Origin of the sequence: Streptomyces sp. NBC_00249, assembly GCF_026342355.1 — a bacterium.
GTDB lineage: Bacteria > Actinomycetota > Actinomycetes > Streptomycetales > Streptomycetaceae > Streptomyces.
In genome coordinates this window covers 212,737-238,921 of record NZ_JAPEMV010000002.1, presented here as the reverse complement: position 1 = coordinate 238,921, position 26,185 = coordinate 212,737, and the positions used below count along the sequence as shown (strand labels likewise).

General features: G+C 72.6%; 19 protein-coding genes and 2 pseudogenes. 14 read left to right on the top strand and 7 right to left on the bottom strand.

The features are described from left to right. The first annotated feature begins 159 nt into the window (after nt 1–159). The gene (locus OOK31_RS09905; RefSeq protein ID WP_267012056.1) at nt 160–963 is read left to right on the top strand and encodes an alpha/beta fold hydrolase; all 804 of its coding nucleotides are present in this window, start codon (nt 160–162) and stop codon (nt 961–963) included. On the opposite strand, the gene OOK31_RS09900 is transcribed toward OOK31_RS09905, so the two are convergent. Next, entirely contained in the window at nt 941–1,537 is a 597-nt protein-coding gene (locus OOK31_RS09900) for a GNAT family N-acetyltransferase (RefSeq protein WP_267012055.1), read from the bottom strand. The two genes, OOK31_RS09905 and OOK31_RS09900, sit on opposite strands and share 23 nt — an antisense overlap. After that, nucleotides 1,534–3,627, bottom strand: a complete 2,094-nt coding sequence (locus tag OOK31_RS09895; RefSeq protein WP_267012830.1) for a penicillin acylase family protein — start codon at nt 3,625–3,627, stop codon at nt 1,534–1,536. Before OOK31_RS09895 ends, OOK31_RS09900 begins: the two co-directional genes overlap by 4 nt. A gap of 84 nt (nt 3,628–3,711) precedes the next feature. Here OOK31_RS09895 and OOK31_RS09890 point away from each other — a divergent pair, with 84 nt between their 5' ends. Then, nucleotides 3,712–4,446, top strand: coding sequence for a siderophore-interacting protein (locus OOK31_RS09890; protein ID WP_267012054.1), 735 nt, complete (start codon nt 3,712–3,714; stop codon nt 4,444–4,446). Nucleotides 4,447–4,474: 28 nt separating this feature from the next. Here OOK31_RS09890 and OOK31_RS09885 read toward each other — a convergent pair. Both OOK31_RS09885 and OOK31_RS09880 read right to left on the bottom strand, forming a co-directional pair. Beyond that, nucleotides 4,475–4,921: pseudogene (locus OOK31_RS09885) on the bottom strand (DinB family protein); the annotation flags it as partial. 144 nt (nt 4,922–5,065) lie between these two features. Further along, nucleotides 5,066–5,818: pseudogene (locus OOK31_RS09880) on the bottom strand (GNAT family N-acetyltransferase); the annotation flags it as partial. A 108-nt stretch (nt 5,819–5,926) separates the two neighbouring features. On the opposite strand from OOK31_RS09880, the gene OOK31_RS09875 reads away from it, so the two are divergent. The 6 genes from OOK31_RS09875 (at nt 5,927) to OOK31_RS39360 (ending at nt 13,578) form a co-directional block, all read left to right on the top strand. Then, entirely contained in the window at nt 5,927–6,349 is a 423-nt protein-coding gene (locus OOK31_RS09875) for a signal peptidase I (RefSeq protein WP_267012053.1), read from the top strand. A gap of 176 nt (nt 6,350–6,525) precedes the next feature. Continuing rightward, a complete protein-coding gene (locus tag OOK31_RS09870) occupies nt 6,526–8,757 on the top strand; it encodes an MMPL family transporter (protein ID WP_267012052.1) in 2,232 nt (743 codons plus the stop codon). A 27-nt stretch (nt 8,758–8,784) separates the two neighbouring features. After that, the gene (locus tag OOK31_RS09865; RefSeq protein WP_267012051.1) at nt 8,785–9,339 is read left to right on the top strand and encodes a GNAT family N-acetyltransferase; all 555 of its coding nucleotides are present in this window, start codon (nt 8,785–8,787) and stop codon (nt 9,337–9,339) included. A 103-nt stretch (nt 9,340–9,442) separates the two neighbouring features. After that, complete coding sequence (locus OOK31_RS09860) at nt 9,443–10,075, top strand: hypothetical protein (RefSeq protein WP_267012050.1); 633 nt, start codon at nt 9,443–9,445, stop codon at nt 10,073–10,075. 177 nt (nt 10,076–10,252) lie between these two features. Then, nucleotides 10,253–10,420 carry a hypothetical protein gene (locus OOK31_RS09855; protein ID WP_267012049.1) on the top strand — a complete coding sequence of 56 codons (168 nt, stop codon included), beginning with the start codon at nt 10,253–10,255 and terminating at the stop codon, nt 10,418–10,420. An 80-nt stretch (nt 10,421–10,500) separates the two neighbouring features. Then, a complete protein-coding gene (locus OOK31_RS39360; RefSeq protein WP_323188212.1) occupies nt 10,501–13,578 on the top strand; it encodes an AAA family ATPase in 3,078 nt (1,025 codons plus the stop codon). Here OOK31_RS39360 and OOK31_RS09840 read toward each other — a convergent pair. The 3 genes from OOK31_RS09840 to OOK31_RS09830 all read right to left on the bottom strand — a co-directional run bounded on the left by OOK31_RS09840 (nt 13,575) and on the right by OOK31_RS09830 (nt 16,277). Continuing rightward, nucleotides 13,575–13,772: a DUF6191 domain-containing protein gene (locus OOK31_RS09840; protein WP_267012827.1), complete on the bottom strand. Its 198-nt coding sequence runs from the start codon at nt 13,770–13,772 to the stop codon at nt 13,575–13,577. The genes OOK31_RS39360 and OOK31_RS09840 overlap by 4 nt on opposite strands. Before the next feature lie 42 nt (nt 13,773–13,814). After that, on the bottom strand, nt 13,815–14,969 hold the full coding sequence (locus OOK31_RS09835) for a sorbosone dehydrogenase family protein (RefSeq protein ID WP_267012826.1): 1,155 nt from the start codon (nt 14,967–14,969) through the stop codon (nt 13,815–13,817). Between the two features lie 300 nt (nt 14,970–15,269). Further along, complete coding sequence (locus OOK31_RS09830) at nt 15,270–16,277, bottom strand: aldo/keto reductase (RefSeq protein WP_267012048.1); 1,008 nt, start codon at nt 16,275–16,277, stop codon at nt 15,270–15,272. 73 nt (nt 16,278–16,350) lie between these two features. Between OOK31_RS09830 and OOK31_RS09825 the strand changes: the two genes are divergently transcribed. The 6 genes from OOK31_RS09825 to serA all read left to right on the top strand — a co-directional run bounded on the left by OOK31_RS09825 (nt 16,351) and on the right by serA (nt 26,168). Continuing rightward, nucleotides 16,351–17,298: a 2-hydroxyacid dehydrogenase gene (locus tag OOK31_RS09825; protein ID WP_267012047.1), complete on the top strand. Its 948-nt coding sequence runs from the start codon at nt 16,351–16,353 to the stop codon at nt 17,296–17,298. A gap of 283 nt (nt 17,299–17,581) precedes the next feature. Next, complete coding sequence (locus OOK31_RS09820) at nt 17,582–20,452, top strand: bifunctional diguanylate cyclase/phosphodiesterase (protein WP_267012046.1); 2,871 nt, start codon at nt 17,582–17,584, stop codon at nt 20,450–20,452. Nucleotides 20,453–20,679: 227 nt separating this feature from the next. After that, the gene (locus tag OOK31_RS09815) at nt 20,680–22,566 is read left to right on the top strand and encodes an acetolactate synthase large subunit (RefSeq protein ID WP_267012045.1); all 1,887 of its coding nucleotides are present in this window, start codon (nt 20,680–20,682) and stop codon (nt 22,564–22,566) included. 32 nt (nt 22,567–22,598) lie between these two features. Further along, entirely contained in the window at nt 22,599–23,123 is a 525-nt protein-coding gene (gene ilvN / locus OOK31_RS09810) for an acetolactate synthase small subunit (protein ID WP_030236168.1), read from the top strand. A 172-nt stretch (nt 23,124–23,295) separates the two neighbouring features. Further along, the gene (ilvC, locus tag OOK31_RS09805) at nt 23,296–24,297 is read left to right on the top strand and encodes a ketol-acid reductoisomerase (RefSeq protein ID WP_267012044.1); all 1,002 of its coding nucleotides are present in this window, start codon (nt 23,296–23,298) and stop codon (nt 24,295–24,297) included. 281 nt (nt 24,298–24,578) lie between these two features. After that, a complete protein-coding gene (serA, locus tag OOK31_RS09800) occupies nt 24,579–26,168 on the top strand; it encodes a phosphoglycerate dehydrogenase (protein WP_267012043.1) in 1,590 nt (529 codons plus the stop codon). Nucleotides 26,169–26,185 lie beyond the last annotated feature (17 nt).

The following is a 26,185-nucleotide window of genomic DNA, read 5'->3' as shown; positions in this document are numbered from 1 at the left end:
CGAGGGGCCGTGCCCGGGATCTCCCGGGCGCGGCCCTTCGTCGTACCCGCCTCCTCGTCCGGGTTGGGGCGCCGGCCTGCCTCTTTTCTGTAGCGAGCGTTAGGGAATTGGGGTACCGTCACATCCGTAACAGCCGATACAGAAATTCCGAGGTTCGTCATGACCACTGCCGCTTACGCCCGCACCGTCCGTACCGAGAGCGGCGGCCCCGGCCTGCTGCTGGCTCACGGGGGAGGGGGGTCGGTGGAGGCCAACTTCGGGCCGGTGCTCGACGCGCTGGCCGCCCGGCACAGCGTCGTCGGCGTCGACTACCCCGGTACCGGGGGTACGCCGAAGGCCGAAGAGCCCCTCGAACTGGACGAGCTGGCCGACCAGCTGGTGGCCGCCGCCGACGCCGAGGGGCTGGAACGGTTCGCCGTGCTCGGTTACTCGGTCGGCGGCAACGTGGCGCTGCGGCTCGCCACCCGCCACCCCGAGCGGGTCACCGCGCTCGTGCTCACCGCCACCTTCGTCCGCGCCGGGAACCGGCTCAAGCTGGTCGCCGACCTGTGGTCGGAGTTGGCCCGTCGCGGGGAGGACGAGCTGCTCGCCCGGCTGCTGGTGCCGCTCGCGCTGAGCCCGGCGGCGCTGGAGGGGCTGACGCCCGCTCAGGCCGAGGACGTGGTGCGCGCCACCGCCGGGTCGGTGCCGCCCGGGTCCGGGGACCACGTGGACCTGCTCCAGGGCGCGGACCTGCGCGCGGAGGCCGCGCGGATCGGCGTACCGGCCCTCGTGATCGGGACCACCGAGGACCTGCTCGTGCCGATCGGCCTCCAGCGGGAGCTGGCGGACACCCTGCCGGGCGCACGGTTCGCGGAACTGCCCACCGGGCACCTCCCCTTCGCCGAGCGCCCGGCCGAATGGGCCGAGCTGGTCCTCGCGTTCCTGGGCGAGGCCGGACTCAGTGAGAAGCCGGCCGGCTGAAGAAGGTCAGCCGGGCGGGCTTGGCCGGGAGGTAGACCTCCGGGAGGTCGATCTCGGGGAGTTCGACCTCCGGGCCGAGCGTGAAGCCGCTGCGCTCCAGCAGGGCGACGGCCTTGCCGTTGCGCGCGTCCGGCTCGGCGACCAGGCGGAGGGTGGCCGGGTCGGAGAACAGGTGCTCCATGAAGACCGCGATCAGGTTCCCCGTGAAGCCGTGCTCGGCCGCGCCCTTGGTCGGGCCGATCAGCAGGTGGACGCCGACGTCCCCGGGCCGCACCTCGTAGACCTCGCTGACCCGGTCCTCGGCGCAGTCGTACGTCTGGAACAGCGCGACCTGCTCGCCGTCGCGGCCGATCATGAAGGCGTGGTGGGTCGTGCGCCGGTCGACGTCCTCGTAGATCTCCTGGACCAGCTCGCGGCCGGCCTCCGCCATGCCCCAGAACCGGGCCCGCTCCTCGGTGACCCAGCTGTGGATCAGGGCGGAGTCGGCGGCGGGGTCCACGGGGGTGATCGTGACGGTGCCGAAGCCCTCGACGTGGCTGCTGTGCACGGGCTGTCGGGACGAGCTGGGGATCATGCGGATTCCTTGGTGAGACGGGACCAGTCCGTGACGACCGGTACGAGTGCGCAGCGCGCCCAGTGCGGGAGCTGGTCGCGGTGGTGGGGTGAGCCGGGGACGCCGTCCGCGCCGAGCGGGACCGCCCAGAGGCTGGCCTCGCGGTCGGCCAGGTCCCAGACGTAGCGGGCCGCCGAGGCGCGGGCGAAGCGGTCGGTGAACCCGGGTACGGAGGAGGTGGCGTTGACGCAGTCGTGGTCGCCGCCGAGGCCGGGCCAGTCGTCCTCGGCGTCCGGGCCGGGCAGGGCCTGCCAGGGGGCCAGGCGGTGCACTTCGGACCACGGGGTGTCGGGGGCGGCGGCCGCCGCCGTCTCCTCCAGGGCGGCGCGCACGTGCGCGACCCGGTCCAGGTCCGGGAGGAGCCCGGTGGCCAGCAGCCCTTCGAGGGCGTAGCCGACGCGGGGCAGGAGGTAGAGCCACGGGTGGAAGACGGCGGGGCCGGCGGGCGCTCCCGCCAGGCCCGCGAAGACGGGATCGGCGGCGAAGCGGCGTACCGTCGCCGCCCGGAACGCCGAGAAGACGGTGGCGTCCGTGCTGTCGGCCGCCATGTGCCGGTCCCAGGCCAGCAGCCGCTCGCGCAGGGCCCGGCCGGCGGGGGAGAGGCCCTCCAGGGCCGGCAGCAGGGCCAGCAGCGGTGCGGCGGAGGCCAGGTAGGTGTCGCCGTGCACGTCGGCCATCGCCTGCGGGGACCAGTCCTTCGAGCCGCTGAGCAGCTCGCGGATGCGGTCGGCGCGGTGCGGGGGCGCGAACTCCACGCCGAGCGGGGAGGCGATCCCGCGGGCGTTCGCCATCACGGCGAAGCCCTGGACGGGTTCGGCGGGGGTGTCCGCCCAGCCCTGCCAGGCGTGACGGGACTCCCAGGCGGGCACCGGGCGCAGCCGGTTGGCGGCGTCGCGCAGCGGGACGGCGCCGGCGACGCGGTGCAGCAGCCCGCCTTCGGAGTCGGCGGCGTGGACGACGTTGACGGGCTCGGCCCAGCAGTCGAGGGCGCGGTCGATGTCGGCGACGGTGCGGGCGCGGAGCAGGGCGGGGAGGACGGCGAAGCCGAGGTCGCGGCGGACGCGGGGCGGGTAGCGCAGGGAGAGGGTCTGGTCCTGCGACCCGCTGCCTCCGGTGTCGGCGGCGTCGACGACGATCGGGCCCCGGGCGGTCTCCAGCACCTCGACCTCGACGTCGGGGGCGCCGGCGACGGTGATGGTCTCGGTGTGGCGGGCGACGGGCTCCCAGGCGCCGTCCGGGCCCAGTGCTTCGAGGCCCTCGCCGTCGGCGGCGGGCCGCAGGCGCTCGACGTAGAGGTCCTGGTAGTCGGCCATGGCGTTGGTGATGGCCCAGGCGGCGCTGCCGGTGTGGCCGAAGTGGGCGAGGCCGGGGACGCCGGGGACGGCCAGGCCGAGGACGTCGTACTCGGGGCAGGACAGGCGTATCTGCTGGTAGACGCCCGGGTCCTCGATGAAGCGGTGCGGGTCGCCCGCGATGATCGCGGCTCCGGTGGCGGTCCGGTCTCCCGGGACCAGCCAGCCGTTGCTGCCGGCCGTGCCGGGGGCGTCGGTGGCGAAGAGGGTGGCGGCCGCGTCGCCGAGGGCGCGGCCGGCGCGTTCGCGCCAGAGCTTGGTGGCGAAGCCCGCGAAGAGGATGTGGGTGCCGATCCAGACCGAGAGCGGGACCCACGGCTCCCAGGGGGCGGGGCTGTGGCCGGTGCGCGCGAAGCGGTCGTCGCGGGCGGCGCCCTCGGCGAGGCCGTCGTTGACCCCGTCGACGTAGGCGCGCAGCCAGGCGGCGGTCTCCGGGTCGTCGGCGGCCAGGGCCTCGTGGCAGCGCCGGGCGGTGTCGTCGAGGCGGGCGCGGCGGGCGAAGCGGTCCCAGTCGACGCAGTCGGCCCCGAGGAAGGAGGCGCTGGAGCCCTGGGCGCGGTGCCGCTCGACCTCCAGCTGCCAGGCCCGGTCCTGGGCGGTGACCCGGCCCTGGGCGTAGGCGAGCCGGAGCGGGTCGGACGCCCGCAGGTGCGGGATGCCCCAGCTGTCGCGGTAGACCTCGTAGGCCTCGGTAGTCACACTGCTCACACTCTTCCCCAAGCGCTTAGGTTAGGCTGACCTAACTATAGGGGTGCCCCTGGGGTGCCCGGGGAAGGGGTGGACATGGCGGTCGGCAAGGGCTGGGAGGGCGTGGTCCTCAAGCTCATGAGGGGCAAGGACTTCACGTTCACGGTGACCGCGGTCGAGGAGGTCACCGAGCACTTCCGGCGGATCCGCTTCACCGACGGCGGACTGCTGGCCGCCGCCGGGGAATCCCTGCACCCCACCATGTGGGTCCGGGTCTGGTTCGAGGGCGGCGCCCGCCCGCACCAGCGGGCCTACACCCTCGTGGACCCCGACCCGCAGACCGGGACCTTCGCCTTCGAGTTCGCCCTGCACGACGGGCTCGCCAGCCGCTGGGCGCGGACGGCCCGGCCCGGGGACACCCTCGACGCCACCGTCCAGGGCACCGGCTTCAAGGCCCCGGTCCCGCAGCCGCAGCGGCTGCTGGTCATCGGCGACCCGGCTTCCCTGCCCGCGATCAACTCCCTGCTCGACGCGTACCCGTCGACCCCCGCCACCATCTGGTTCGAGACCCAGCACGACTCCGACGCGCGGCTGCCCCTGCGGGCGGACGCCGCCCGGCACGAGATCCGCCGGGTCCCCCGGGGCGGGTCGGCGCTCGCCGAACGGGTCCGGGCCGAACTCCCCGGGCTGGTCGGCCCGGACCCGGACTCGGCGTACGTGTGGCTGGCCTGCGACACGGCGACCACACGCAGCCTGACGGCGTACCTCCGCAAGGACCTGGCCCTGCCCAAGGAGCGGGTGAACAGCCTCGGCTACTGGCGGGCGGCCTGACGCCCAGTGCTGTGGCCGGTCGAGAACCTCAGGCGCCCGTCGAGCCGTCGACGGCCTCGCGCAGGAAGTCGGCGTGGCCGTTGTGGCGGGCGTACTCGTGGATCATGTGGAGCATCACCACCCGCAGTGAGGCGTCCCGCTCCCACTTCGTGACGTGGGCCGTCACCTCCAGCGACTCGGCGGCCGCCTCGACCGCGCGGGAGTGCTCCACCTCCGCCTCCCAGGCCTCGAAGGCCTCGGCGCGGGTCGCGGCGGAGGCGTCGTAGGCGGCCTGGAAGTCGTGCTCCCGCGACCACAGGTGCGGTACGTCCGCACCCCCGACCGTGCGCCGGAACCAGTGCCGCTCCACCTCGGCCATGTGCCGGACCAGGCCCAGCAGGGAAAGGGTGGACGGCGGCGAGGCCTGCCGGCGCAACTCCTCGTCGGTGAGGCCCTCGCACTTCCAGGCGAGGGTGGCCCGGTGGAAGTCGAGGTACGCGCGCAGCGTCTCGCGCTCGTCCCCGGTCAGGGGCGGTCCGATGCGTTCCATCCCCCGATCCTCCCCCGGCGCCCCGCCCCCACGGAACCCGGCCGCACCGGCCCGCCGGGATCCGGCCGGGGCCGCAGGGCGCGGGGGGTCAGGCTGCCAGACGTACGGGGTCGTCACGCCCAGCACGCCGAAGCCGAGGCGCTCCAGGATCGGGCGGCTGTCGTCCGACGCGTCCACCTGCAGGTACGGGATGCCGCGCTCCTGCGCCACCCGGGCGCGGTGCGCCACCAGAAGGCGGTAGATGCCCCGGCCGCGCCACTGCGGGTCCGTGCCGCCGCCCCACAGGCCCGCGAAGGAACTGCCCGGCCGCATCTCCATCCGGGCCGCGCTCACCGGGACGTCCCCGGCCATCGCCACCACGGCCTCCAGGGTCTGCGGCTCGTCCCGCAGCAGGCTGAGCATCTGCTCCCGGATCCGGGGCCGCTCGGTGCCGAAGGCCCGGTGGTGGACGTCCATCATCAGATCCACCCCGGCCTCGTCCCGCACCACCCGCAGGGTGATCCCCTCGGGCGGCTCCACGGGCAGCAGGGCCAGCTCGGCCGTCCGCGCCACCAGCAGCGTCTCGGCCGGCTCCGGCACGAAGCCCGCCGCGCGCAGCCGGTCCCCGAGGTCCGCCGGGCGGTCGTGGGCGTACAGCTTCCATTCGAACTCCGCCCCGCCCTCCTGGTCCCCGCGCGCGGAGAAGTACGCCACCTGCGCCGCGATCTGCGCGTCCGCCGTCTCCTCGTCGAGGTCCGACCAGAGCACGCCGTTCCAGCCGAGCCCGGGCACGGTCTGGCGTACGACGGGGCCCACCCGCTCCACCCGCGCGTGCGCGGCGTCGGGCACCGCGTCCCGGCGCATCTGCGCGTCGTAGTGGTCGCGCACCTTCAGCAGTTCATCTCGTTCCATGGTCATCGGTTCAGATCATCAGGCGCACGCCCACCCCCACAACTGCATTAGCCTCACCCCGTGAACGTCGACTCCGCCATCTACACCGGCAAGGCCACCCCCGACGCCGCCGCCGACCGGGGCTGGCTCCTCGGCCACTTCAAGACCCCCGGCGATCCCCGTCACAGCGAGGACGTGGAGATCAAGTGGGGCGTCCACCCCAAGGGGGAGGAACGCGAGAAGTGGGTGACCGGCGAGCAGCGCACCGCGCTCCAGGTACTGATCAGCGGCCGCTTCCGGCTGGAGTTCCCCGGCCGCACCGTGGTCCTCGCCGAGCAGGGCGACTACGTCGTCTGGGGCCGCGGGGTCGACCACTCCTGGTACGCGGAGGAGGACGCGGTCGTCCTCACCGTCCGCTGGCCCTCGGTCCCCGGCTACCGCGCCGACGGGCCCTTCGCCCCCACGGCCGGGCCCGAGGACCCGCACCCCGCCGCAGGCCTGTGACGATGCACACGAATCAGGCCAACGATCACCAAACGCTGAGATCGTGGCATTGAGGTGTAGACCACCCCAGGCCGCTTCACAAAAACAAGAGTTCACGAGTTCACGAGTTCATGCGTTCTTTGCGTCGGGCCGTCCCCGCCCCCGGTGAAGATCCGAACCACCAGGGAGCACGTCCGTTGGCAGCAATCGCACGGTGGTGCATGCGGCACCGACTGGTCACCCTCCTGATCTGGCTGCTCGCCCTCGGTGCGACGGCCTCGGCCGCCACCGCCGCGGGCACCGCGTTCTCCAACGACTACGAGGTCCCCGGGACCGAGTCCAGCAAGGCCCACGACCTCCTGCGCGACGGCTTCCACGGCCAGGGCGGCGACACCGACACCGTCGTGTGGCGGACCCCGGACCATCAGAGCGCCCGCACCCCGGACGTCGAACGGCGCATGACCCGGGCCCTGGACGAGATAGCCGCCCTCCCCGGCATCGGCTCGGTCTCCGGCCCCTACGGCCCCGGACCCGAGAACGCCGCCCGCATCAGCCCCGACGGCCGCACCGCCTACGCCGTGGTCACCTTCGACCGGCAGGCCGACGCCGTCCCCAAGGCCCAGGCCCGGGCGGTCGTCGAGGCGGCCAGGAACCCCGCCACCCAGGCCGACGGCCTCCAGGTCGAACTCGGCGGCCGTGCCGTCGGCCTCACCGAGGCACCCAGCGCCCACCTCGCCGAGGTCATCGGCGTGGCCATCGCGGCCCTCGTCCTCTTCCTCGCCTTCGGCTCGCTCGCCGCGAGCCTGCTGCCCATCGCCACCGCCCTCGTCAGCGTCGGCAGCGCCTACTTCGGCATCACCCTCCTCGGGCACGCGATGCCGGTCGCCGACTTCGCCCCGATGCTCGGCACCCTCGTCGGCCTCGGGGTCGGCATCGACTACGCCCTCTTCATCGTCACCCGCCACCGCAAGGGCCTCTCCCGCGGCCTGACGGTCGAAGAGGCCGCGCAGAGCGCCGTCGCCACCACCGGGCGGGCCGTCGTCTTCGCCGGGGCCACCGTCTGCATCGCCCTGCTCGGCATGCTCGTCCTGCGACTGAAGTTCCTCGACGGCGTGGCGATCGCGGCCTCCCTCACCGTCGTGCTGACCGTGGCGGCCTCCGTCACCCTGCTCCCGGCCCTCCTCTCCTACATCGGGACGCGCGCCCTCTCCCGCCGCGAACGCCGCAGGCTCGCCGCCGAAGGCCCCCAGCCCGACGCGCCGACCGGATTCGCCGCCCGCTGGTCGGCCTTCGTCGAACGGCACCCCAAACTCCTCGGCATGCTCGCCACCGTGGTCATGGTGGTCCTGGCCCTGCCCACCCTCTCCCTCCACCTCGGCACCTCCGACCAGGGCAACAACCCCGCGTCCTCCACCACCCGCAAGGCCTACGACCTGCTCGCCGACGGCTTCGGACCGGGGATGAACGGCCCCCTCACCGTCGTGGCCCGCCTCGACGGCGCCGGTGACCGCCTCGCCGTGGACCGGCTGGCCGGGGCGCTGCGCTCCACCGAGGGCGTGGCGTCCGCCGGACCGGCCCTCCTCAGCCGCAGCGGGGACACCGCCGTCCTGACCGTCGTACCCGACTCCGCGCCGCAGTCCCGGGCCACGAGCGAGCTGGTCGACACGCTGCGCCAGGAGGTCATCCCGCGCGCCGAGGACGGCAGCTCGATGCGGGCCCACGTCGGCGGGGTCACGGCCGGCTACGACGACTTCGCCGAGGTGATCATCGGGAAGCTGCCGCTGTTCGTCGGCGTGGTCGTCGCCCTCGGCTGCGTCCTGCTGCTGCTGGCCTTCCGCTCCATAGGCATCCCGCTCAAGGCGGCCGCCATGAACGTCGCCGCCGTCGCCTCCTCCTTCGGAGTCGTCGTCGCGATCTTCCAGTGGGGCTGGGGGAGCGAACTGCTGGGACTGGGCAGCGCCGGGCCCATCGAGCCCTTCCTCCCGGTGATCATGGTGTCGGTGCTGTTCGGGCTCTCCATGGACTACCAGGTGTTCCTCGTCAGCCGGATGTACGAGGAGTGGCTGGAGACCGGAGACAACCGCAGGGCCGTCCGCGTCGGCCTCGCCGAGACCAGCCGGGTGATCAACTCGGCGGCCGTCATCATGATCTCCGTCTTCCTGGCCTTCGTACTCAGCGGGGACCGGCTCATCGCCATGTTCGGCATCGCGCTCGCCGTCGCCGTCGCCCTCGACGCCTTCGTACTGCGCACCCTGCTCGTGCCCGCGCTGATGCACATGCTCGGCGGGGCGAACTGGTGGATACCCGGCTGGCTGGACCGCCGGCTGCCCCGCATCAGCATCGAGCCCCCCGAGTGCCGCACCCGTGCGACACTTCCGGCGCAGCGGCCGGACGCGGACCATGCGGAGCCGGCCCCGCTGTCCCGCTGACCGGTTACGAGCCGTAAGGAAGCACGAATGTTCGCGATAGACCTCGCCGACGACGCCCAGCTGTTCCCGTTGGAGATCTGGCACGCCGAGGAGTTCCTCGCCCACATGGACCGCGGCCGCGAGTTCATCGGCCAGTACGTCGGATTCCCCGACCGGGCCACCGACCTCGAGTCGGCCCGGCGCCTGCTCGGCTCGAACGCCGAGAAGGCCGCCGCCGACGGCGCCCGCCTGTACGGGATCCGCGTCGACGGCACCCTCGTCGGCGGGGTCCTCTTCCCCAGCTTCGACGCCGCCGCCGGGAACTGCGAGGTCGGCTGCTGGCTGGAGCCCGCCGGAGCCGGCCGGGGCCTGGTCACCAAGGCCTGCAAGGTCCTGATCGACTGGGCCTTCCAGGAGCGCGGCATGCACCGCGTGGAATGGCACGTCGCCTCCGGCAACAAGAAGAGCATCGCCGTCGCCGAGCGGCTCGGCCTCACCCGCGAAGGCGTCCTGCGGCAGAACCACCTCCACCGCGGTGTCCGCCAGGACACCGAGATCTGGTCGGTCCTCGCCCCCGAATGGGCCGCCGCCCGCCCCGCGTAGCCTCCCGGGCCGCAGGCACCGCCCCTGGCCTGCGGCCCTGCGCCCCGCGAACGTCGTGGCCCTTCTCAGGAACCTCTCAGAAACGCCGCCTACGGTGCCCGGCATGGACACCAAGAAGAGCCTCGCCCCGACCGCCACCGAGGCGGACGCCGCCGAGGACAAGGCGGCAGAGAACACCCCGGCCGAGGCCGCCCAGGCCGAGCCCGCCCAGGCCGAGCCCGCCGCCGAAACCCCCGCCGCCCCGGCCGCCGCCGACGTCGCCGACGTCGCCGACGTCGCCGACGACGCCGACGAGCTCGACGCCTTCGACGACGAGGCCGGCGACACCCCCGAGCAGGGCTCGGGCGTCGGCTCCGCCGCCTCCGCCATCGTCGCCGCCGGTCTCGGACTCGTCGCCCTCAGCGGCAGCTGGGTGTCCCGGGTGATCGCCGAGCGCCAGACGCTCATCGGCCAGATCGAATCGGTCAGCGCCACCACCGCCAAGGAGAAGATCGCCGCCCTGTACGGCGACGCCTGGCACATGACCGCCCTCGTCAACGGTGTCCTGTCCACCCTCGCCCTCCTGATCGCCGTCTTCGTCCTGGCCCGCCCCGCCTTCGGCGCCCCCGGCCGGGTCCTCCCGGTCTGGGTCCGGTCCGTCTCCTGGGCCGCCGTCGCCCTGGGCCTCCTCGGTGTCCTGGTCTTCGGCCTCATGTACTTCGACCTCCTCGTCCCCATGCCCACGGCCGCCGAATAAGCACTGCACCGCCACGCCTTAGGCCGCCCGAGCGCTCCTTGAGTACCTACGGCCCCGGCCTAAGGACCCCCGCCCCCCGGACATGCGGCATGCGCCCGATGCGGCGGACCCCTCTGGGAAGCGAATCTTGGATCACACCGAACGAGGTGCCCGAGAAACGCAACCAGGGAGAACGAGATGTTCGAGTACGAGATGGCCACCGCCCGCCGCGCCGACCTCATCCGCGAGGCCGACCAGTACCGGATGGCCCAGGAGGCCCGCAAGGCGCACCGCTCCTCCTCTCGCGGCCAGGAATCCGAGAGGTCGGTGAGGGGAACCCGGAGCCGCTTCACCCGCGCCGCGTGACCCGCGCCGCGAACCGTGTGAACTGACACGTGATGAGAAGCGCACCGATAACGAGTGCCGCCGGCCCGCACCTCTGTGCGATGCTCGGCGGCGTGGAGACCAGATCTGTCAGCCCGGTGTTCGTCGGCCGCGCCGACGAACTGGCCGTACTCGTGGACGCCCTGACGCGCGCCGAGGACCAGGAGCCGCAGGCCCTGCTCATGGGCGGGGAGGCCGGGGTCGGCAAGACCCGGCTGACCGAGGAGTTCCTGTGCGAGGCCGACCGCCGCGGCGCGGTCGTGGCCGTCGGAGGCTGTGTGGAGATCGGGGCGGAGGGACTTCCCTTCGCCCCTTTCTCGACGGCCCTGCGCAGCCTCCTGCGCCAGCTCCCCGACGAGCTCGCCACGGCCGCCGCCGGCCAGGAGGACGAACTCGCCCGGATCCTCCCCGAACTCGGCGAGACCCCCCGCGGCCCGCACGACGAGGAGAGCACCGCCCGGCTCTTCGAACTGACGGCACGGATGCTGGAACGGCTCGCCGCCGACCGCACCGTCGTGCTCGTCCTGGAAGACCTGCACTGGGCGGACACCTCCACCCGGCACCTGCTCGCCTACCTCGTCCGCACCCTCGGCAGCGGCCGCCTCGTCGTCGTCGCCACCTACCGCGCCGACGACATCCACCGCCGCCACCCGCTGCGCCCGCTCCTCGCCGAACTCGACCGGCTCCGCACCGTCCGGCGCATCGAACTGGCCCGCTTCAACCGGGCCGAAGTACGCCGCCAGCTCGCCGGGATCCTCGCCTCGCAGCCCGAGGAGGCCTTCGTCGACTCCGTCTTCGACCGCTCCGACGGCAACGCCTTCTTCGTCGAGGAACTCGTCGCCTCGCACGAGAGCGGCTGCCGCACCGGGCTCACCGAATCCCTGCGCGACCTGCTGCTCGTCCGCGTCGAGGTGCTCCCCGACGCCGCCCAGCGCGTGGTGCGCATCGTCGCCGAAGGCGGCTCCACCATCGAGTACCCGCTGCTGCGCGCCGTCGCCCAGCTCGGCGAGGACGAACTGATCGAGGCCCTGCGGGCCGCCGTCGGCGCCAACATCCTCCTCGCCACCGCCGACGGCGACGGCTACCGCTTCCGCCACTCGCTGGTCCGCGAGGCCGTCAGCGACGACCTGCTGCCCGGCGAGCGCGCCCGCGTCAACCGGCGCTACGCCGAGGCCGTGGAAGCCGACGAGACCCTCGTCCGCGCCGAGGAGCGGGTCATCCGGCTGGCCAACTACTGGTACGCCGCGAACAACCCCGCCAAGGCCCTGCCCGCCGTCCTCGCCGCCTCCGTGACCGCCCGCCGCCGGCACGCCTACTCCGAGCAGCTGAGCCTGCTGGAGCGGGCCCTGGACCTGTGGGAGAGCACCCCCGAGGACGTACGCGAGGCCCTGCGCCCGGCGGACTACACCGACGTGTACCCGCCCTGCGGCTGCGACCCGGAGACCACCCCGCTCCAGCGCCTCGACCTGCTCGCCGAGGCCACCGTCGCCGCCCGGTTCGGCGGGGAACGCGAACGCGCCCTCAAACTCACCAAACTCGCCCTGCGGATGCTCGACGAGGACGGCGCCGACGGCCCCGACCCGCTGCGCGCCGCCTGGTTCTGGACCGAGCGCTCCCGGCTGATCGCCAGCCTCGGGCGCGGCGACGGCTGGGCGGAGATCGCCACGGCCCAGGACCTGGTCAAGGGGCTGCCCCCGTCCCAGGTGCACGCCGACGTCCTCGTCCGCGCCGCCGGCTGGGGCATGCTCCACAACCCCGGCCCCGACAACATGGCCGCCGCCGAACGCGCCGTCGAGTACGCGCGGATGGTCGGCGCCGAGGAGACCGAGCTCAACGCCCGGATCACGGTCGGCAGCATGCTCGGCGACGCCGGCGACCCCGAAGCGGGCTTCACCGAACTCCACGCGGTGCTCGAACGGGCCGTCGCACTCGGACTCACGGTGGTAGCAGGACGCGTACACATCAACCTCAGCTCTCAACTCGAAGGACTCGGCCGGTCCCGCGAAGCGGTGGAACTGGCCGAACAAGGGGCCGAACTCGTCAGCAGGTCCCGGCTCCTGGACACCGAGGCCTGGGTCCGCGGCAACCTGGCGGAGAGCCTGTACAGCCTCGGCCGCTGGGACGAAGCCGCCGAAGCCTCCCGGCGCATCCTGCGCGTCGGCCAGGGCGCCGCCCCGCGCGGCGCCGCCGCCTCACGCCTCGCCTACCTCGCCCTGGCCCGCGGCGAACTCACCGAGGCCGCCCAGCAGCTCGCCGCCGCCCACGCCCACTTCGGCACCCACGACAACCAGCCCCAGCACCGGCTCCCGCTGTACCGGCTGGCCATCGGCGTCGCCGAAGGCGAGGGCCGGATAGCCGACGTCCGCGCCGAGACCGCCCAGGCCGTCGCCTACGGATTTCCGCTCGGCCAGCACCGCTACGCCTGGCCCCTCCTGCTGGCCTCGGCCTCCGCCGAAGCCGACGCCAGGGGCCTGCCCGCGGCCGACGCCGGCCGGGACGCCGCCCTGGAGGTCCTGCGCACCGCCGCCCGCACCCTGCCCACCCCGGCGCCCGTGTGGACCGCCCACGCCGAGTACCTCAGGGCCGAACTGCTCCGCGCCGAGGGCCGCGACACCGCCGCCGACTGGAATGACGTCGAGGCCGCCGTCCGCCCGCTGGAGCGCCCGTACCTGCTGGCCCGCACCCGCCACCGGCTCGCCGAAGCCCTGCTGGTCGGCGGCGGGGACCGCCAGACGGCCGCCGGACTGCTGCGCGACGCCCACGCCACCGCCGACCGGCTCGGCTCCCGCCGACTCCGCGAGGACCTGGCCCTGCTCGCCCAGCGGGCCCGGCTCCCGCTGACCCCCGACGACACCCGCCCGGCGCCCGCCCCCGACCTCGACCCGGCCGAGGCCCTGGGCCTGACCAGCCGCGAGCGGGAGGTGCTGTGCCTGGTCGCGACCGGAGCCACCAACCGCCTGATCGCGCAGGAACTCTTCATCTCCCCGAAAACGGCCAGCGTGCACGTGTCCAACATCCTGGCCAAGCTGGGCGTCGCCGGCCGGGGCGAGGCCGCGGCCCTCGCCCACCGCCTGCGCCTCTTCACCCCGCCCGCCCCCCAAGCCACCCCGACCGCGGCCCGGACGGCGGCCCGGACCTAGGCCGTCTCCTCGGGGCGCGCCTCGTCGGCGTGCGCCTCGGCAGGGCGTATGAGCACCTTGCCGGAGTCCAGGTCTATGGGGCCCCGTCCCGGATCGCCGTCACTCACGTCGGTCCGGGACAGCTCCAGCCGCTTGCGCTCCTCGTCCGTGTGCTTGCGTCCCGGGTTGAACAGTTCCTCGATCATGTTGAACACCGCGTCCACCGTGCCTCTCGTCCCCCCACGGGGCCAGTCAGGTCACCGCACCGTCAGAGTCAGGATCCTGTCGTCGCCCGCTTCCGGCGACCCGCGCCCGTCCGTCTCGCTCGTGACCAGCAGCAACCGGTCACCGTCGAGCGGCACCACCGTGCGCAGCCGCCCGTACTTCCCCTGCAGGAAGGCCTCGGGCTCCGCGGCCAGGGCGGCCCCCCGCAGCGGGACCCGCCACAGCCGCTCCCCCTTGAGCCCGGCCATCCAGACCGACCCCTGCGCCCAGGCGATCCCGCTCGGCGAGGCTTCGTCCGGTTTCCAGACGGCCACCGGATCACGGAACCCGGCTCTGCCGGCCTTGCCCTCCACCTCCGGCCAGCCGTAGTTCCCGCCCGGCTCGACGAGATTGAGCTCGTCCCAGGTGTTCTGCCCGAACTCGGCCGCCCAGAGCCGCTTGTCCTTGTCCCAGGCGAGGCCCTGCACATTGCGGTGCCCGTACGAGTACACGACGGAGTCGGCCTCCGGATTGCCGTGCACCGGCTGCCCGTCCGGGGTCATCCGCAGGATCTTGCCGCCCAGCGACTTCCGGTCCTGTGCCAGAGCCGTGTTCCCGGTCTCGCCCGTCCCGGCCCAGAGCATCTTGTCGGGGCCGAAGGCGATCCGGCCGCCGTTGTGGATCAGCCCCTTGGGGATCCCGCGGAACACCGTGTCGGGAGCGCCCAGTTGCTGCCCCGGCGCGCGCTGCTCGTCGTAGCGCAGCCGCGCGATGCGGTTGTCGGACTCCGTCGTGAAGTACGCGTACACCAGGTGGTCCGAGGCGAAGCCCGGGGAGAGCGCCAGGCCCAGCAGGCCGCCCTCCCCGCCCGGCGCCACCCCAGGCACCCTGCCGATCTGCGTCACGGCACCGGTGCCCGCCGCGACCCTGCTGATGGTCCCCTTGTCGCGCGAGGCGACCAGCAGGTCCCCGCCGGGCAGCGGGGCCACGCCCCAGGGGGACTCCAGCCCCTTCGCGACCTCGCCCGAGACGGTCACCGACCCCTTCGCGGGCGGCCCCGAGGCCTCCGCCGGCGCGGACCCCGGTGACGACACCGGGGGAGAAGCCGGCGGAGAGACTGGGGGAGAGCCGCCCGCCCCTGCCCCGGCGCCGCCCGGAGCGGAACAGCCCGCCGTCAGCAGGGCCCCGCACCCGGCCAGCGCGAGCACCGCCAGCACGCCCCGGCTCCCCGCGCTCCCGGCGCCGTACCACCGCGCCCCCGCCGCCCGGGGCCGCTCGGCCCCCTGGACCTCCCCGATCCGCCGCACCGCCCGCGTAGCCCGCACCGCACGCACCGCCCGCGTCCGCTCGTACCGCATCGTCCCGCCCCCGTCCGATCCCGACCGGGCCCGACCGATCCCCTCGGATCCGGTCCCGATCCCGCGATTCCCGCCTTCCACATGACTCAACATCCGGGGCCCACCCCCAAGTTCCACCACTCGTACACTCGATCGAGTGATTGTCGGGGCTCAGTCCCAGGCTCCCACCGCCCCCGGCAGTTCCGCTATCTCGGCCAGCTCCCCGGCCGTCAGCCGCACCTCCGCGGCCCGCGCGTTCTCCGCCGCCCAGTGCGCCCGCTGCGCCCCCGGCACCGGTATCACGTGAGGCCCCTGCGCCAGCACCCAGGCCAGCGCCACCTGCGCCGCCGTGACCTCAGGCCCGTGCCGCCGCGCCACCCGCCGCAGCCCCGCCACCAGCACCTGGTTCGACGCCATCGCGTGCGCCGTGAACCGGGGATGGCGCGCCCGTACGTCGGCCTCCTCGAAACCCTGCCCCGGCGTCAGGGTCCCGGTCAGGAACCCGCTGCCCAGCGGCATCGCCGCCAGCATCCCCACGCCCCGCGCCGCACACCACGGCAGCAGCTGCCACGCCGCCTCCGGCGACCACACCGACAGTTCCGCCTGCACCGCCGTCACCGGGAACACCTGCTGGACCCGCTCCAGCTGCCGCAGCGTCGAGCGGTACCCCCGGTCCCCGCGCCGCCCCGCCCCGGGCCCGGCCCCCGCGCCCAGCGCGCAGAAACCGAGCGCACGCACCTTCCCGGCACCCACCAGCTCCGCCATGGCGCCCCAGGTCTCCTCCACCGGCACGTCCGGGTCCACCCGGTGCAACTGGTACAGGTCGATGACATCGGTCCGCAGCCGCCGCAGCGAGGCGTCGCACGCCCGCCGCACGTACCCCGGCCGGCCGTCGGCCACCACGTGCTGCTCACCCGCCCGCAGCCCCACCTTGGCCGACACGAAGGCGTCGGCCCGCCGCTCCCGCAGCACCCGCCCCACCACCAGCTCGTTGGTGAACGGCCCGTACACATCGGCGGTGTCCAGCAGGTTCGCCCCCAGGTCCAGCGCCGTGTGCACGGTGCGCAGCGACTCCTCGCCCCGGCGCCGCGAAGGCGCGTAGGCCCAGCTCATCGGCATGCACCCGAGCCCTATGGCCCCCACCGTCAGCGGTCCCGACCCGATCGACCTGCGCTCCACCCCTGCGTCCCCCTCCCGGTCCGGCCCTCAAACTAACGGCTTGATCCAGTTCCCTTCGCATAGCCTCGCGATCATGACCGCAACGACCGGGGACGTCTGGCTCCCCTTCCCCGCCGACGAGATCGACGGGCTCCCCGATTCCCTCAGCTACCGCCACTGGGACGGCGAGGACACCTTCCCGGCCGATCCGGCCGACTGCGTCTTCTACGTCACCCCGTACATGAAGTCCCAGGCCGTGACCCTGCGCCCGTTCCCGCGGATGCCGGCCCTCCAGGTCGTGCAGACCCTCACCGCCGGCATCGACAACATCCTCGGCGGCCTCGCCGACCTGCCCGCCGGCGTGCGGCTCTGCAACGCCCGCGGGGTCCACGAGGCCAGCACCGCCGAGCTCGCCCTCACCCTGACCCTCGCCTCCCTGCGCGGCATCCCCGGCATGGTGCGCGGCCAGGACCGCGAGGAGTGGCACGGTGGCTTCTACGAGGCCCTCGCCGACCGCTCCGTCCTCATCGTCGGCTACGGATCGATCGGCGCGGCCGTCGAGGACCGGCTCCTGCCCTTCGAGTGCGGGCCCGTCACCCGCGTCGCCCGCTCCGCGCGCACCGCCCCCCACGGGCCCGTGCACGCCCTCGCCGACCTGCCCCGCCTCCTCCCGGACGCGGACGTGGTGATCCTGTGCACCCCGCTGACCGAGGACACCCGGGGCCTGGCGGGCGCCGCCTTCCTCGGCCGGATGAAGGACGGAGCCCTCCTCGTGAACGTCTCGCGCGGCCCCGTCGTCGACACCAAGTCCCTGCTGTCCGAGCTGGAATCGGGCCGACTGCACGCCGCACTGGACGTCACGGACCCCGAACCGCTGCCCGCGGGCCACCCGCTCTGGCATGCTCCGAATGTCCTGATCACGCCTCATGTGGGCGGCAGCAGCTCGGCGTTCGAGCCCCGGGCCAAGCGTCTGGTGGCCCGCCAGCTCACCCGGTTCGCCGCCGGGGAGCCGGTGGAGAACACCGTGCTGGTCACCGGCTGAGGCGGGGGCGCGCACGCTGCGCGACGGCGCGTGCGCGGGCCGTGCCCACAACTCCCCTGGTGGTGACGGAGCGTAGAGAAGCTATGTCGCTGAGTGACGAAAGTGGTGTATCGTCCGGAAGAAGGGGCTGCGCCACGTACGTCTGGCGCTGGGGAGTGATCGGACACTTTGGGGGGCGACGGGCGATGCACGGCCAATGGACGAAGGATCCGATGCGGCAGAGCCGCCGGAGGCGACGCTGTCGAGACCGCCTTGCTCTGGAACAAGCCGGCGAGGGGGACCGGTGAGCGCCCCGGGGGCGGCGCTCCTGACCCGGCCGCCGGTCTCCGGCGGCGGCAAGGGTCTCGCGGCGCAGCTCCTCCTGGCGGTGGTGAGCGGCGGGTACGCCGTCGGCGCCGCCCTCGGCTGGGGGTCCGAGGAAGTCGCCAAGATCATGGGCGATTTCGGGCTCAGCACGGCCGGCTTACTGGCCGCGGTCTCCTGCTATCACTACGCCCGCACGATCGACCGGCGTGAGCGTCCCGCCTGGCTGATGTTCGCGTTCTCCTCGCTCATGGGCGCCCTCGGGAACGCCGTCTGGGGCTGGTACGAGGTCATCCTCGGCCAGGACGTACCGGAGCCCTCGCTCGCCGACTTCGCCTTCCTCTGCTTCGCGCCCGCCGCGATCGTGGGCCTGCTCGTCCTCGCCAAACGCCCGATCACCCGGGCCGGCTGGGTCTGCCTCGGACTCGACTCCTGGCTCATCGGCGGTTCGCTGCTGACCCTCTCCTGGAGCCTGGCCCTCGCCAACGCCGCCCGCACCGCCCAGTCGGGCGCCCCCGGCAGCGTCCCGCGCGCCGCGCTCTCGCTCGCGTACCCGCTCCTCGACATCGCGCTGGTCTCGATGGTCCTGGTGCTGCACTTCCGCCGCTCCGCGAACAACCGCTCGGCCGTCAACACCGCCATCGCGGCCCTCGCGCTGACCGTCCTGAGCGACGCGCTCTTCACCTCCCCGCTGCTGAACACCACCTACCGTTCGGGTGAGATCCTCGACGCCGGCTGGTTCGCGGGCTCACTGCTCCTCGCCTACGCGCCCTGGGGCGCCCGCCGCGCCGAGTCCCAGGGGCGGCCCGCGCCCCCGCGCGCCGACCGGCCGCACAGCCGCCCCATCACCGGCTCGCTGCCCGCCCTCACCCCGTACCTCGCCGCAGCCGTCTGCACCCTCGGCATCCTGTACAACGTGGTGGACGGCCGGAAGGTCGACCGGATGGTGGTCTTCACCGGCTGCACCGTCGTCCTCGCCCTCGTCATCCGGCAGGGCATCATGCTCCTCGACAACATCGCCCTGACCCAGGAACTGGCCCAGAAGGAGAACCACTTCCGCTCCCTGGTCCAGGGCTCCAGCGACGTCATCATGATCGCCGCGCCCACCGGCACCCTGCGCTACGTCAGCCCCGCCGCCGCCGGGGTCTACGGCCGCGAGGCCGAGGAGCTGGTCGGCACCGAGCTGGCCACCCTCATCCACCCCGACGACCTCGGCCGCGTGGTCCACGAGGTGCGCCGCTTCCTGGCCGCCCCGCCCGCCGAGGAGCCCACCACCCGCATCGAGTGCCGGTTCAAGTCGGGCGGCGGCGAATGGCTCAACGTCGAGTCCACCGTCAACCGCCACCAGGGCGGGCTCATCCTCAACAGCCGCGACGTCACCGAGCGCGTGCGCCTGCAGGCCCAGCTCCAGCACAGTGCCGAGCACGACCCGCTGACCGACCTGCCCAACCGGGCGCTCTTCACCCGCCGTGTCCGCCAGGCCCTGACCGGCCGCCGGGCCGGGGACCACAGCACCGCCGTGCTCTTCATCGACCTCGACGGCTTCAAGGCCGTCAACGACACCATCGGGCACCAGGCCGGCGACGAACTGCTCATCGAGGCCGCCCGCCGCCTCCAGGACGCCGTCCGGGCCGGGGACACCGCCGCCCGGCTCGGCGGGGACGAGTTCGCCGCCCTGATCCTGGGCGACGGCAGCCGTGACCGCAGCGCCCGCGAGTACCAGGTGCACGAGATCGCCGACCGGCTGCGCACCACCCTCTCCCAGCCCTACCGGATCGCCGGGAGCGAGGTCCGGGTCGCCGCCAGCATCGGAGTGGCCTTCGCAGAGCCCGGCATCACCCCTTCGGACCTGATGCGCAACGCGGATCTCGCGATGTACCGGGCCAAGGCCGGCGGCAAGGACCGCGTCGAGCTGTACGCCCCCCAGATGCAGGCCGAGGTCGTACGCAAGGCCGAGATCGCCGGGCGGCTGCGCACCGCGCTGCACGACGGCGAGTTCGCCCTGCTGCACCAGCCCGTGGTCTCGCTGGTCACCGGGGAGGTCACGGCCGTCGCCGCCCAGGCCCGCTGGCGCTCCACGCAGGGGATCCTCTTCACCCCGGCCGAGTTCCTGCGGGTGGCCGAGCGCAGCGCGGGCGGCGCGGGCGGGCCGGATGCCTCGCGCGCCGCCGAGCTGGGCCGTTGGCTGCTGGAGGAGGCCGTCGAGCAGGCCGCCGAGCGGCACCGCGCCGGGCACGACGTACCAGTGGCCGTACGGATGACCGCCCAGCGGCTGCTGGACCGCTCCATGCCGCGCGGGTCCGTGGAGTCCCTGCTGGCCCGGCACGGGCTGCCGTCCGGTGCACTGGTCCTGGAACTCGCCGCCTCCGACCCCAGAGTGCCCTTCGACGAGCTGGAGCGCCGCCTGACGGCCCTGCACCGGCTCGGCGTACGGATCGCCCTGGACGGCTTCGGCAGCGGCTACGCGGCCATCAGCGCCCTCCGCCGCCTCCCGGTGGACCTGCTCAAGCTCGACCGGGGGCTGGTGGAGGGCGTGGTCGAGTCCGCCCGCCTGCACAAGATCACCGCAGGATTGTTGCGGATCGCAAACGACCTGGGCATGCAGTCCGTGGCGGACGGCGTGGACCTGCCCGAACAGGTGATGGCGCTGCGCGCGATGGGGTGCACCCACGGCCAGGGAATGGCGTTTTCCGGTCCGCTCGACGAATACAGGCTGCGGCGCGCGCTCGTGAGAGGTACGTTCCCTGTACCGGGCGGTTCAGCCCTGCCCGCCTTGGCAGGAGGCGCGTCCGGCGGCTCGATGGTCATCCGTAGAGGCTCAAATAATGAGACGCCCGTCCCACCCGCTTGACATCCACCTCCCGCCGGAGGGAGGGTCAATGCCATGCGCACCCGAATTCTCGTACTTGGAAAGCGCGTCGGCTGAAGCTGGGACCAGCATGTCCCCGCTCAACGCTACCGACGCGCTCCCCTCGCTTGCCACCAGGCACGGGGGGTTTTTTGTTGCACTGGCACACGTCCCCGGCTCTGATCCGGGGGATCCCCGCTCCTCGTAAAACCCTCAGCTTCGAGAAGAGAATGCCGATGACCGAGCAGGCCACCGGGGCCCACCATCCGCAGCCGCGGCCCCGTACGGGTGGACACCAGCCCACCGCAGTTGAGCACGTCACGGGTGCGCAGTCCCTCATCCGCTCTCTCGAAGAGGTGGGGTGCGACACCGTCTTCGGTATCCCGGGCGGCGCCATCCTCCCGGCGTACGACCCGATGATGGACAGCAAGAAGGTCCGTCACATCCTGGTCCGCCACGAGCAGGGCGCCGGCCACGCCGCCACCGGCTACGCGCAGGCCACCGGCAAGGTCGGCGTCTGCATGGCCACCTCCGGCCCGGGCGCCACCAACCTGGTCACCCCCATCGCCGACGCGCACATGGACTCCGTCCCCCTCGTCGCGATCACGGGCCAGGTCTCCTCCAAGGCGATCGGTACGGACGCCTTCCAGGAGGCGGACATCGTCGGCATCACGATGCCGATCACCAAGCACAACTTCCTCGTCACCAAGGCCGCGGACATCCCGCGGACCATCGCCGAGGCCTTCCACATCGCGGCCAGCGGCCGCCCGGGCCCGGTCCTGGTCGACATCGCCAAGGACGCCCTCCAGGCGAAGACCACCTTCTCCTGGCCGCCGTCCATGGACCTGCCCGGCTACCGGCCCGTCACCAAGCCGCACGCCAAGCAGATCCGCGAGGCCGCGAAGCTCATCTGCCAGGCCAAGCGCCCGGTCCTGTACGTCGGCGGCGGCGTCATGAAGTCCGGCGCCACGGCCGAGCTGAAGGTCCTCGCCGAGCTGACCGGCGTCCCGGTCTGCACCACCCTGATGGCCCTGGGCTCCTTCCCCGACAGCCACCCGCTGCACGTCGGCATGCCCGGCATGCACGGCTCGGTCACCGGCGTCACCGCGCTCCAGAAGTCCGACCTGCTGATCGCGCTCGGCACCCGCTTCGACGACCGCGTCACCGGCAAGCTGGACAGCTTCGCGCCCTTCGCGAAGATCATCCACGCGGACATCGACCCCGCCGAGATCGGCAAGAACCGCGAGGTCGACGTCCCGATCGTGGGCGACGCCCGCGAGGTCATCGCCGACCTGATCCAGGCCGTCCAGGCCGAGCACACCGAGGGCAACGCGGGCGACTACACCGCCTGGTGGAACGACCTCAACCGCTGGCGCGACACGTACCCGCTGGGCTACGACCTGCCCGAGGACGGCAGCCTCTCCCCGCAGCACGTCATCGAGCGGATCGGCGCGCTCGCGCCGAAGAGCACGATCTTCGCGGCGGGTGTCGGCCAGCACCAGATGTGGGCCTCCCACTTCGTCAAGTACGAGGAGCCCCGCACCTGGCTGAACTCCGGCGGCGCCGGAACCATGGGCTACGCGGTCCCCGCCGCGATGGGCGCCAAGGTCGGCATGCCGGAGCGCACCGTCTGGGCGATCGACGGTGACGGCTGCTTCCAGATGACCAATCAGGAACTGGTCACCTGCGCGCTGAACAACATCCCGATCAAGGTCGCGATCATCAACAACGGCGCGCTGGGCATGGTCCGCCAGTGGCAGACCCTCTTCTACAACCAGCGGTACTCCAACACCGTGCTGCACGCGGACGAGACCGGCCACGACACCGTGGGCTCGCAGCTCGGCGAGTCGATCGCCCCCCGCAAGGGCACCCGCGTCCCGGACTTCGTCAAACTGTCCGAGGCCATGGGCTGCGTCGCCCTGCGCTGCGAGGACCCGGCCGACCTGGACAAGGTCATCGCCGAGGCCAACGCGATCAACGACCGCCCGGTCGTGATCGACTTCATCGTCCACGAGGACGCCATGGTGTGGCCGATGGTCGCCGCCGGCACCTCCAACGACGAGGTCATGGCAGCCCGGGGCGTCCGCCCCGACTTCGGCGACAACGAAGACGACTGAGCCGAGAGAGCCTGAGAGAGAGAACGACTCACATGTCCAAGCACACGCTCTCCGTCCTGGTCGAGAACACGCCCGGCATCCTCGCCCGGATCGCCGCGCTGTTCTCCCGCCGCGGGTTCAACATCGACTCCCTCGCGGTCGGCGTCACCGAGCACCCCGACATCTCCCGCATCACCATCGTCGTGAATGTCGAGGACCTCCCGCTGGAGCAGGTGACCAAGCAGCTCAACAAGCTGGTCAACGTGCTCAAGATCGTCGAGCTGGAGCCGCACAACGCGATCGAGCGCGAGCTCGTCCTCGTGAAGGTCCGCGCCGACAACGAGACGCGCTCGCAGATCGTCGAGATCGTCCAGCTGTTCCGCGCCAAGACGGTCGACGTCTCCCCGGAGGCCGTCACCATCGAGGCCACCGGCGGCACCGACAAGCTGGGCGCCATGCTCAAGATGCTGGAGCCCTTCGGCATCAAGGAGCTCGTGCAGTCCGGCACGATCGCCATAGGGCGTGGCGGACGGTCCATCACGGACCGCAGCCTGCGCTCGCTCGACCGCAGCGCCTGACGAGACGCGGCGCCTGATCCAACGCGGCGCCTGACACACGGCGACCGGCACGCCGACGCACGCGACCCACGCGGCGCCTGACACGCCGGCTCGCATGGCGAGACCGAGAAACTCAGATTCCGTTCCCCGCCGTACGGTGGGAGCAACACCAGCGCACCAAGGAGATATCCCAGTGGCCGAGCTGTTCTACGAGAACGACGCCGACCTGTCCATCATCCAGGCCAAGAAGGTCGCGGTCATCGGTTACGGCAGCCAGGGCCACGCCCACGCGCTGTCGCTCCGTGACTCCGGCGTCGACGTCGTCGTCGGCCTGAAGGAGGGCTCGAAGTCCAAGGCCAAGGCCGAGGAGCAGGGTCTGAAGGTCGTCTCCGTCTCGGAGGCCGCCGAGTGGGCGAACGTCATCATGATCCTGACGCCGGACCCGCTCCAGGCCGAGATCTACGAGGAGTCCATCAAGGACCACCTCAAGGAGGGCGACGCGCTCTTCTTCGGTCACGGCTTCAACGTCCGCTACGGCTTCATCAAGCCCCCGGCCAACGTGGACGTCGCCCTGGTCGCCCCGAAGGGCCCGGGCCACCTGGTCCGCCGCCAGTACGAGGAAGGCCGCGGCGTGCCCTGCATCGCCGCCGTCGAGCAGGACTTCACCGGTGGCGCGTTCGCCCTGGCGCTGTCGTACGCGGCCGGCATCGGCGGCACCCGCGCCGGCGTCATCAAGACCACCTTCACCGAGGAGACCGAGACCGACCTGTTCGGTGAGCAGGCCGTCCTCTGCGGTGGCGCCTCCGCCCTGGTCAAGGCCGGTTTCGAGACCCTGACCGAGGCCGGCTACCAGCCGGAGATCGCGTACTTCGAGTGCCTGCACGAGCTGAAGCTCATCGTGGACCTCATGTACGAGGGCGGCCTGGAGAAGATGCGCTGGTCGGTCTCCGAGACCGCCGAGTGGGGCGACTACATCACCGGCCCGCGCGTCATCACCGACGCCACCAAGGCCGAGATGAAGAAGGTCCTGGCCGAGATCCAGAGCGGCAAGTTCGCCGAGGACTGGATGGCCGAGTACAAGGCCGGTCTGCCCAAGTACAACGAGTACAAGAAGGCGGACTCCGAGCACCTGCTCGAGACCACCGGCAAGAAGCTGCGCAAGCTGATGAGCTGGGTCGACAACGACGAGAGCTGATCAGTACGCGGCGGGGCCGGGACGCACCGTCCCGGCCCTGCCGCGCACCGCCCGTGCGGGAGACCGACGGAATGTAGACCTCCCGTAGCTCGGATTGTCCACCCCGGCCAATCTCGGACGGGTGATCCTTCCGTACAGGCGGAATTCCGTTCCGGATCCGCCACTACACTGCTGAACACAACGCGTCAGGCCCACAGTGTCGTGCGTCTTCCACGCGGCTACCCCCTCCACCGCCTGCGGCCGTCGGGACGGCCGTCCGCACTGGACTTGTGAGGACCCACGTGAGCTCGAAACCTGTCGTACTCATCGCCGAAGAGCTGTCGCCCGCCACGGTGGACGCACTCGGTCCGGACTTCGAGATCCGGCACGTCAACGGCGCCGACCGCGCCGAGCTGCTGCCCGCGATCGTCGACGTGGACGCCATCCTCGTCCGCTCCGCCACCAAGGTGGACGCCGAGGCGATCGCCGCCGCCAAGAAGCTCAAGGTCGTCGCCCGAGCCGGTGTCGGCCTCGACAACGTCGACGTCTCCTCCGCCACCAAGGCCGGCGTGATGGTCGTGAACGCCCCGACCTCCAACATCGTGACCGCCGCCGAGCTCGCCTGCGGCCTGCTCGTCGCCACGGCCCGCAACATCCCGCAGGCCAACACCGCCCTGAAGAACGGCGAGTGGAAGCGGAACAAGTACACGGGCGTCGAGCTCAGCGAGAAGACCCTCGGCGTCGTCGGCCTCGGCCGCATCGGCGTCCTGGTCGCGCAGCGCATGTCGGCCTTCGGCATGAAGATCGTCGCGTACGACCCCTACGTGCAGCCCGCGCGCGCCGCCCAGATGGGCGTCAAGATGCTGACGCTGGACGAGCTCCTCGAGGTCGCCGACTTCATCACCGTGCACCTCCCCAAGACCCCCGAGACCCTCGGTCTCATCGGGGACGAGGCCCTGCACAAGGTCAAGCCGTCCGTCCGCATCGTCAACGCCGCGCGCGGCGGGATCGTGGACGAGACCGCGCTGTACGCGGCCATCAAGGAGGGCCGCGTCGCCGGCGCCGGCCTCGACGTGTACGCGAAGGAGCCCTGCACGGACTCCCCGCTCTTCGAGCTCGACCAGGTCGTCTGCACCCCGCACCTCGGCGCGTCCACGGACGAGGCCCAGGAGAAGGCCGGCATCTCGGTCGCCAAGTCGGTGCGCCTGGCGCTCGCCGGTGAGCTCGTGCCGGACGCGGTCAACGTCCAGGGCGGCGTCATCGCCGAGGACGTACGCCCGGGCCTGCCGCTCGCCGAGAAGCTCGGCCGCATCTTCACTGCCCTCGCGGGCGAGGTCGCGGTCCGTCTCGACGTCGAGGTCTGCGGTGAGATCACCCAGCACGACGTCAAGGTGCTCGAACTCTCCGCGCTCAAGGGTGTCTTCGAGGACGTCGTCGACGAGACGGTCTCCTACGTCAACGCCCCGCTGTTCGCGCAGGAGCGCGGCGTCGAGGTGCGCCTGACCACCAGCTCGGAGTCCCCGGACCACCGCAACGTGGTGACCGTCCGCGGCACCCTGTCGGACGGTCAGGAAGTGTCGGTCTCCGGCACCCTGGCGGGCCCGAAGCACCTCCAGAAGATCGTGGGCGTGGGCGCGTACGACGTGGACCTGGCCCTGGCCGACCACATGATCGTGCTGCGCTACACCGACCGCCCGGGCGTCGTCGGCAAGGTCGGGCAGCTGCTCGGCGAAGCCGGCCTGAACATCGCGGGCATGCAGGTCGCCCGCGCCGAGGAGGGCGGCGAGGCGCTGGTCGTCCTCACCGTCGACGCCGAGGTCCCGGTCGACGTCCTCGCGGCCATCTCGACCGAGATCGGCGCCGCTTCGGCCCGTACGGTCAACCTGGGCTGAGCACCGCCCCGATACGC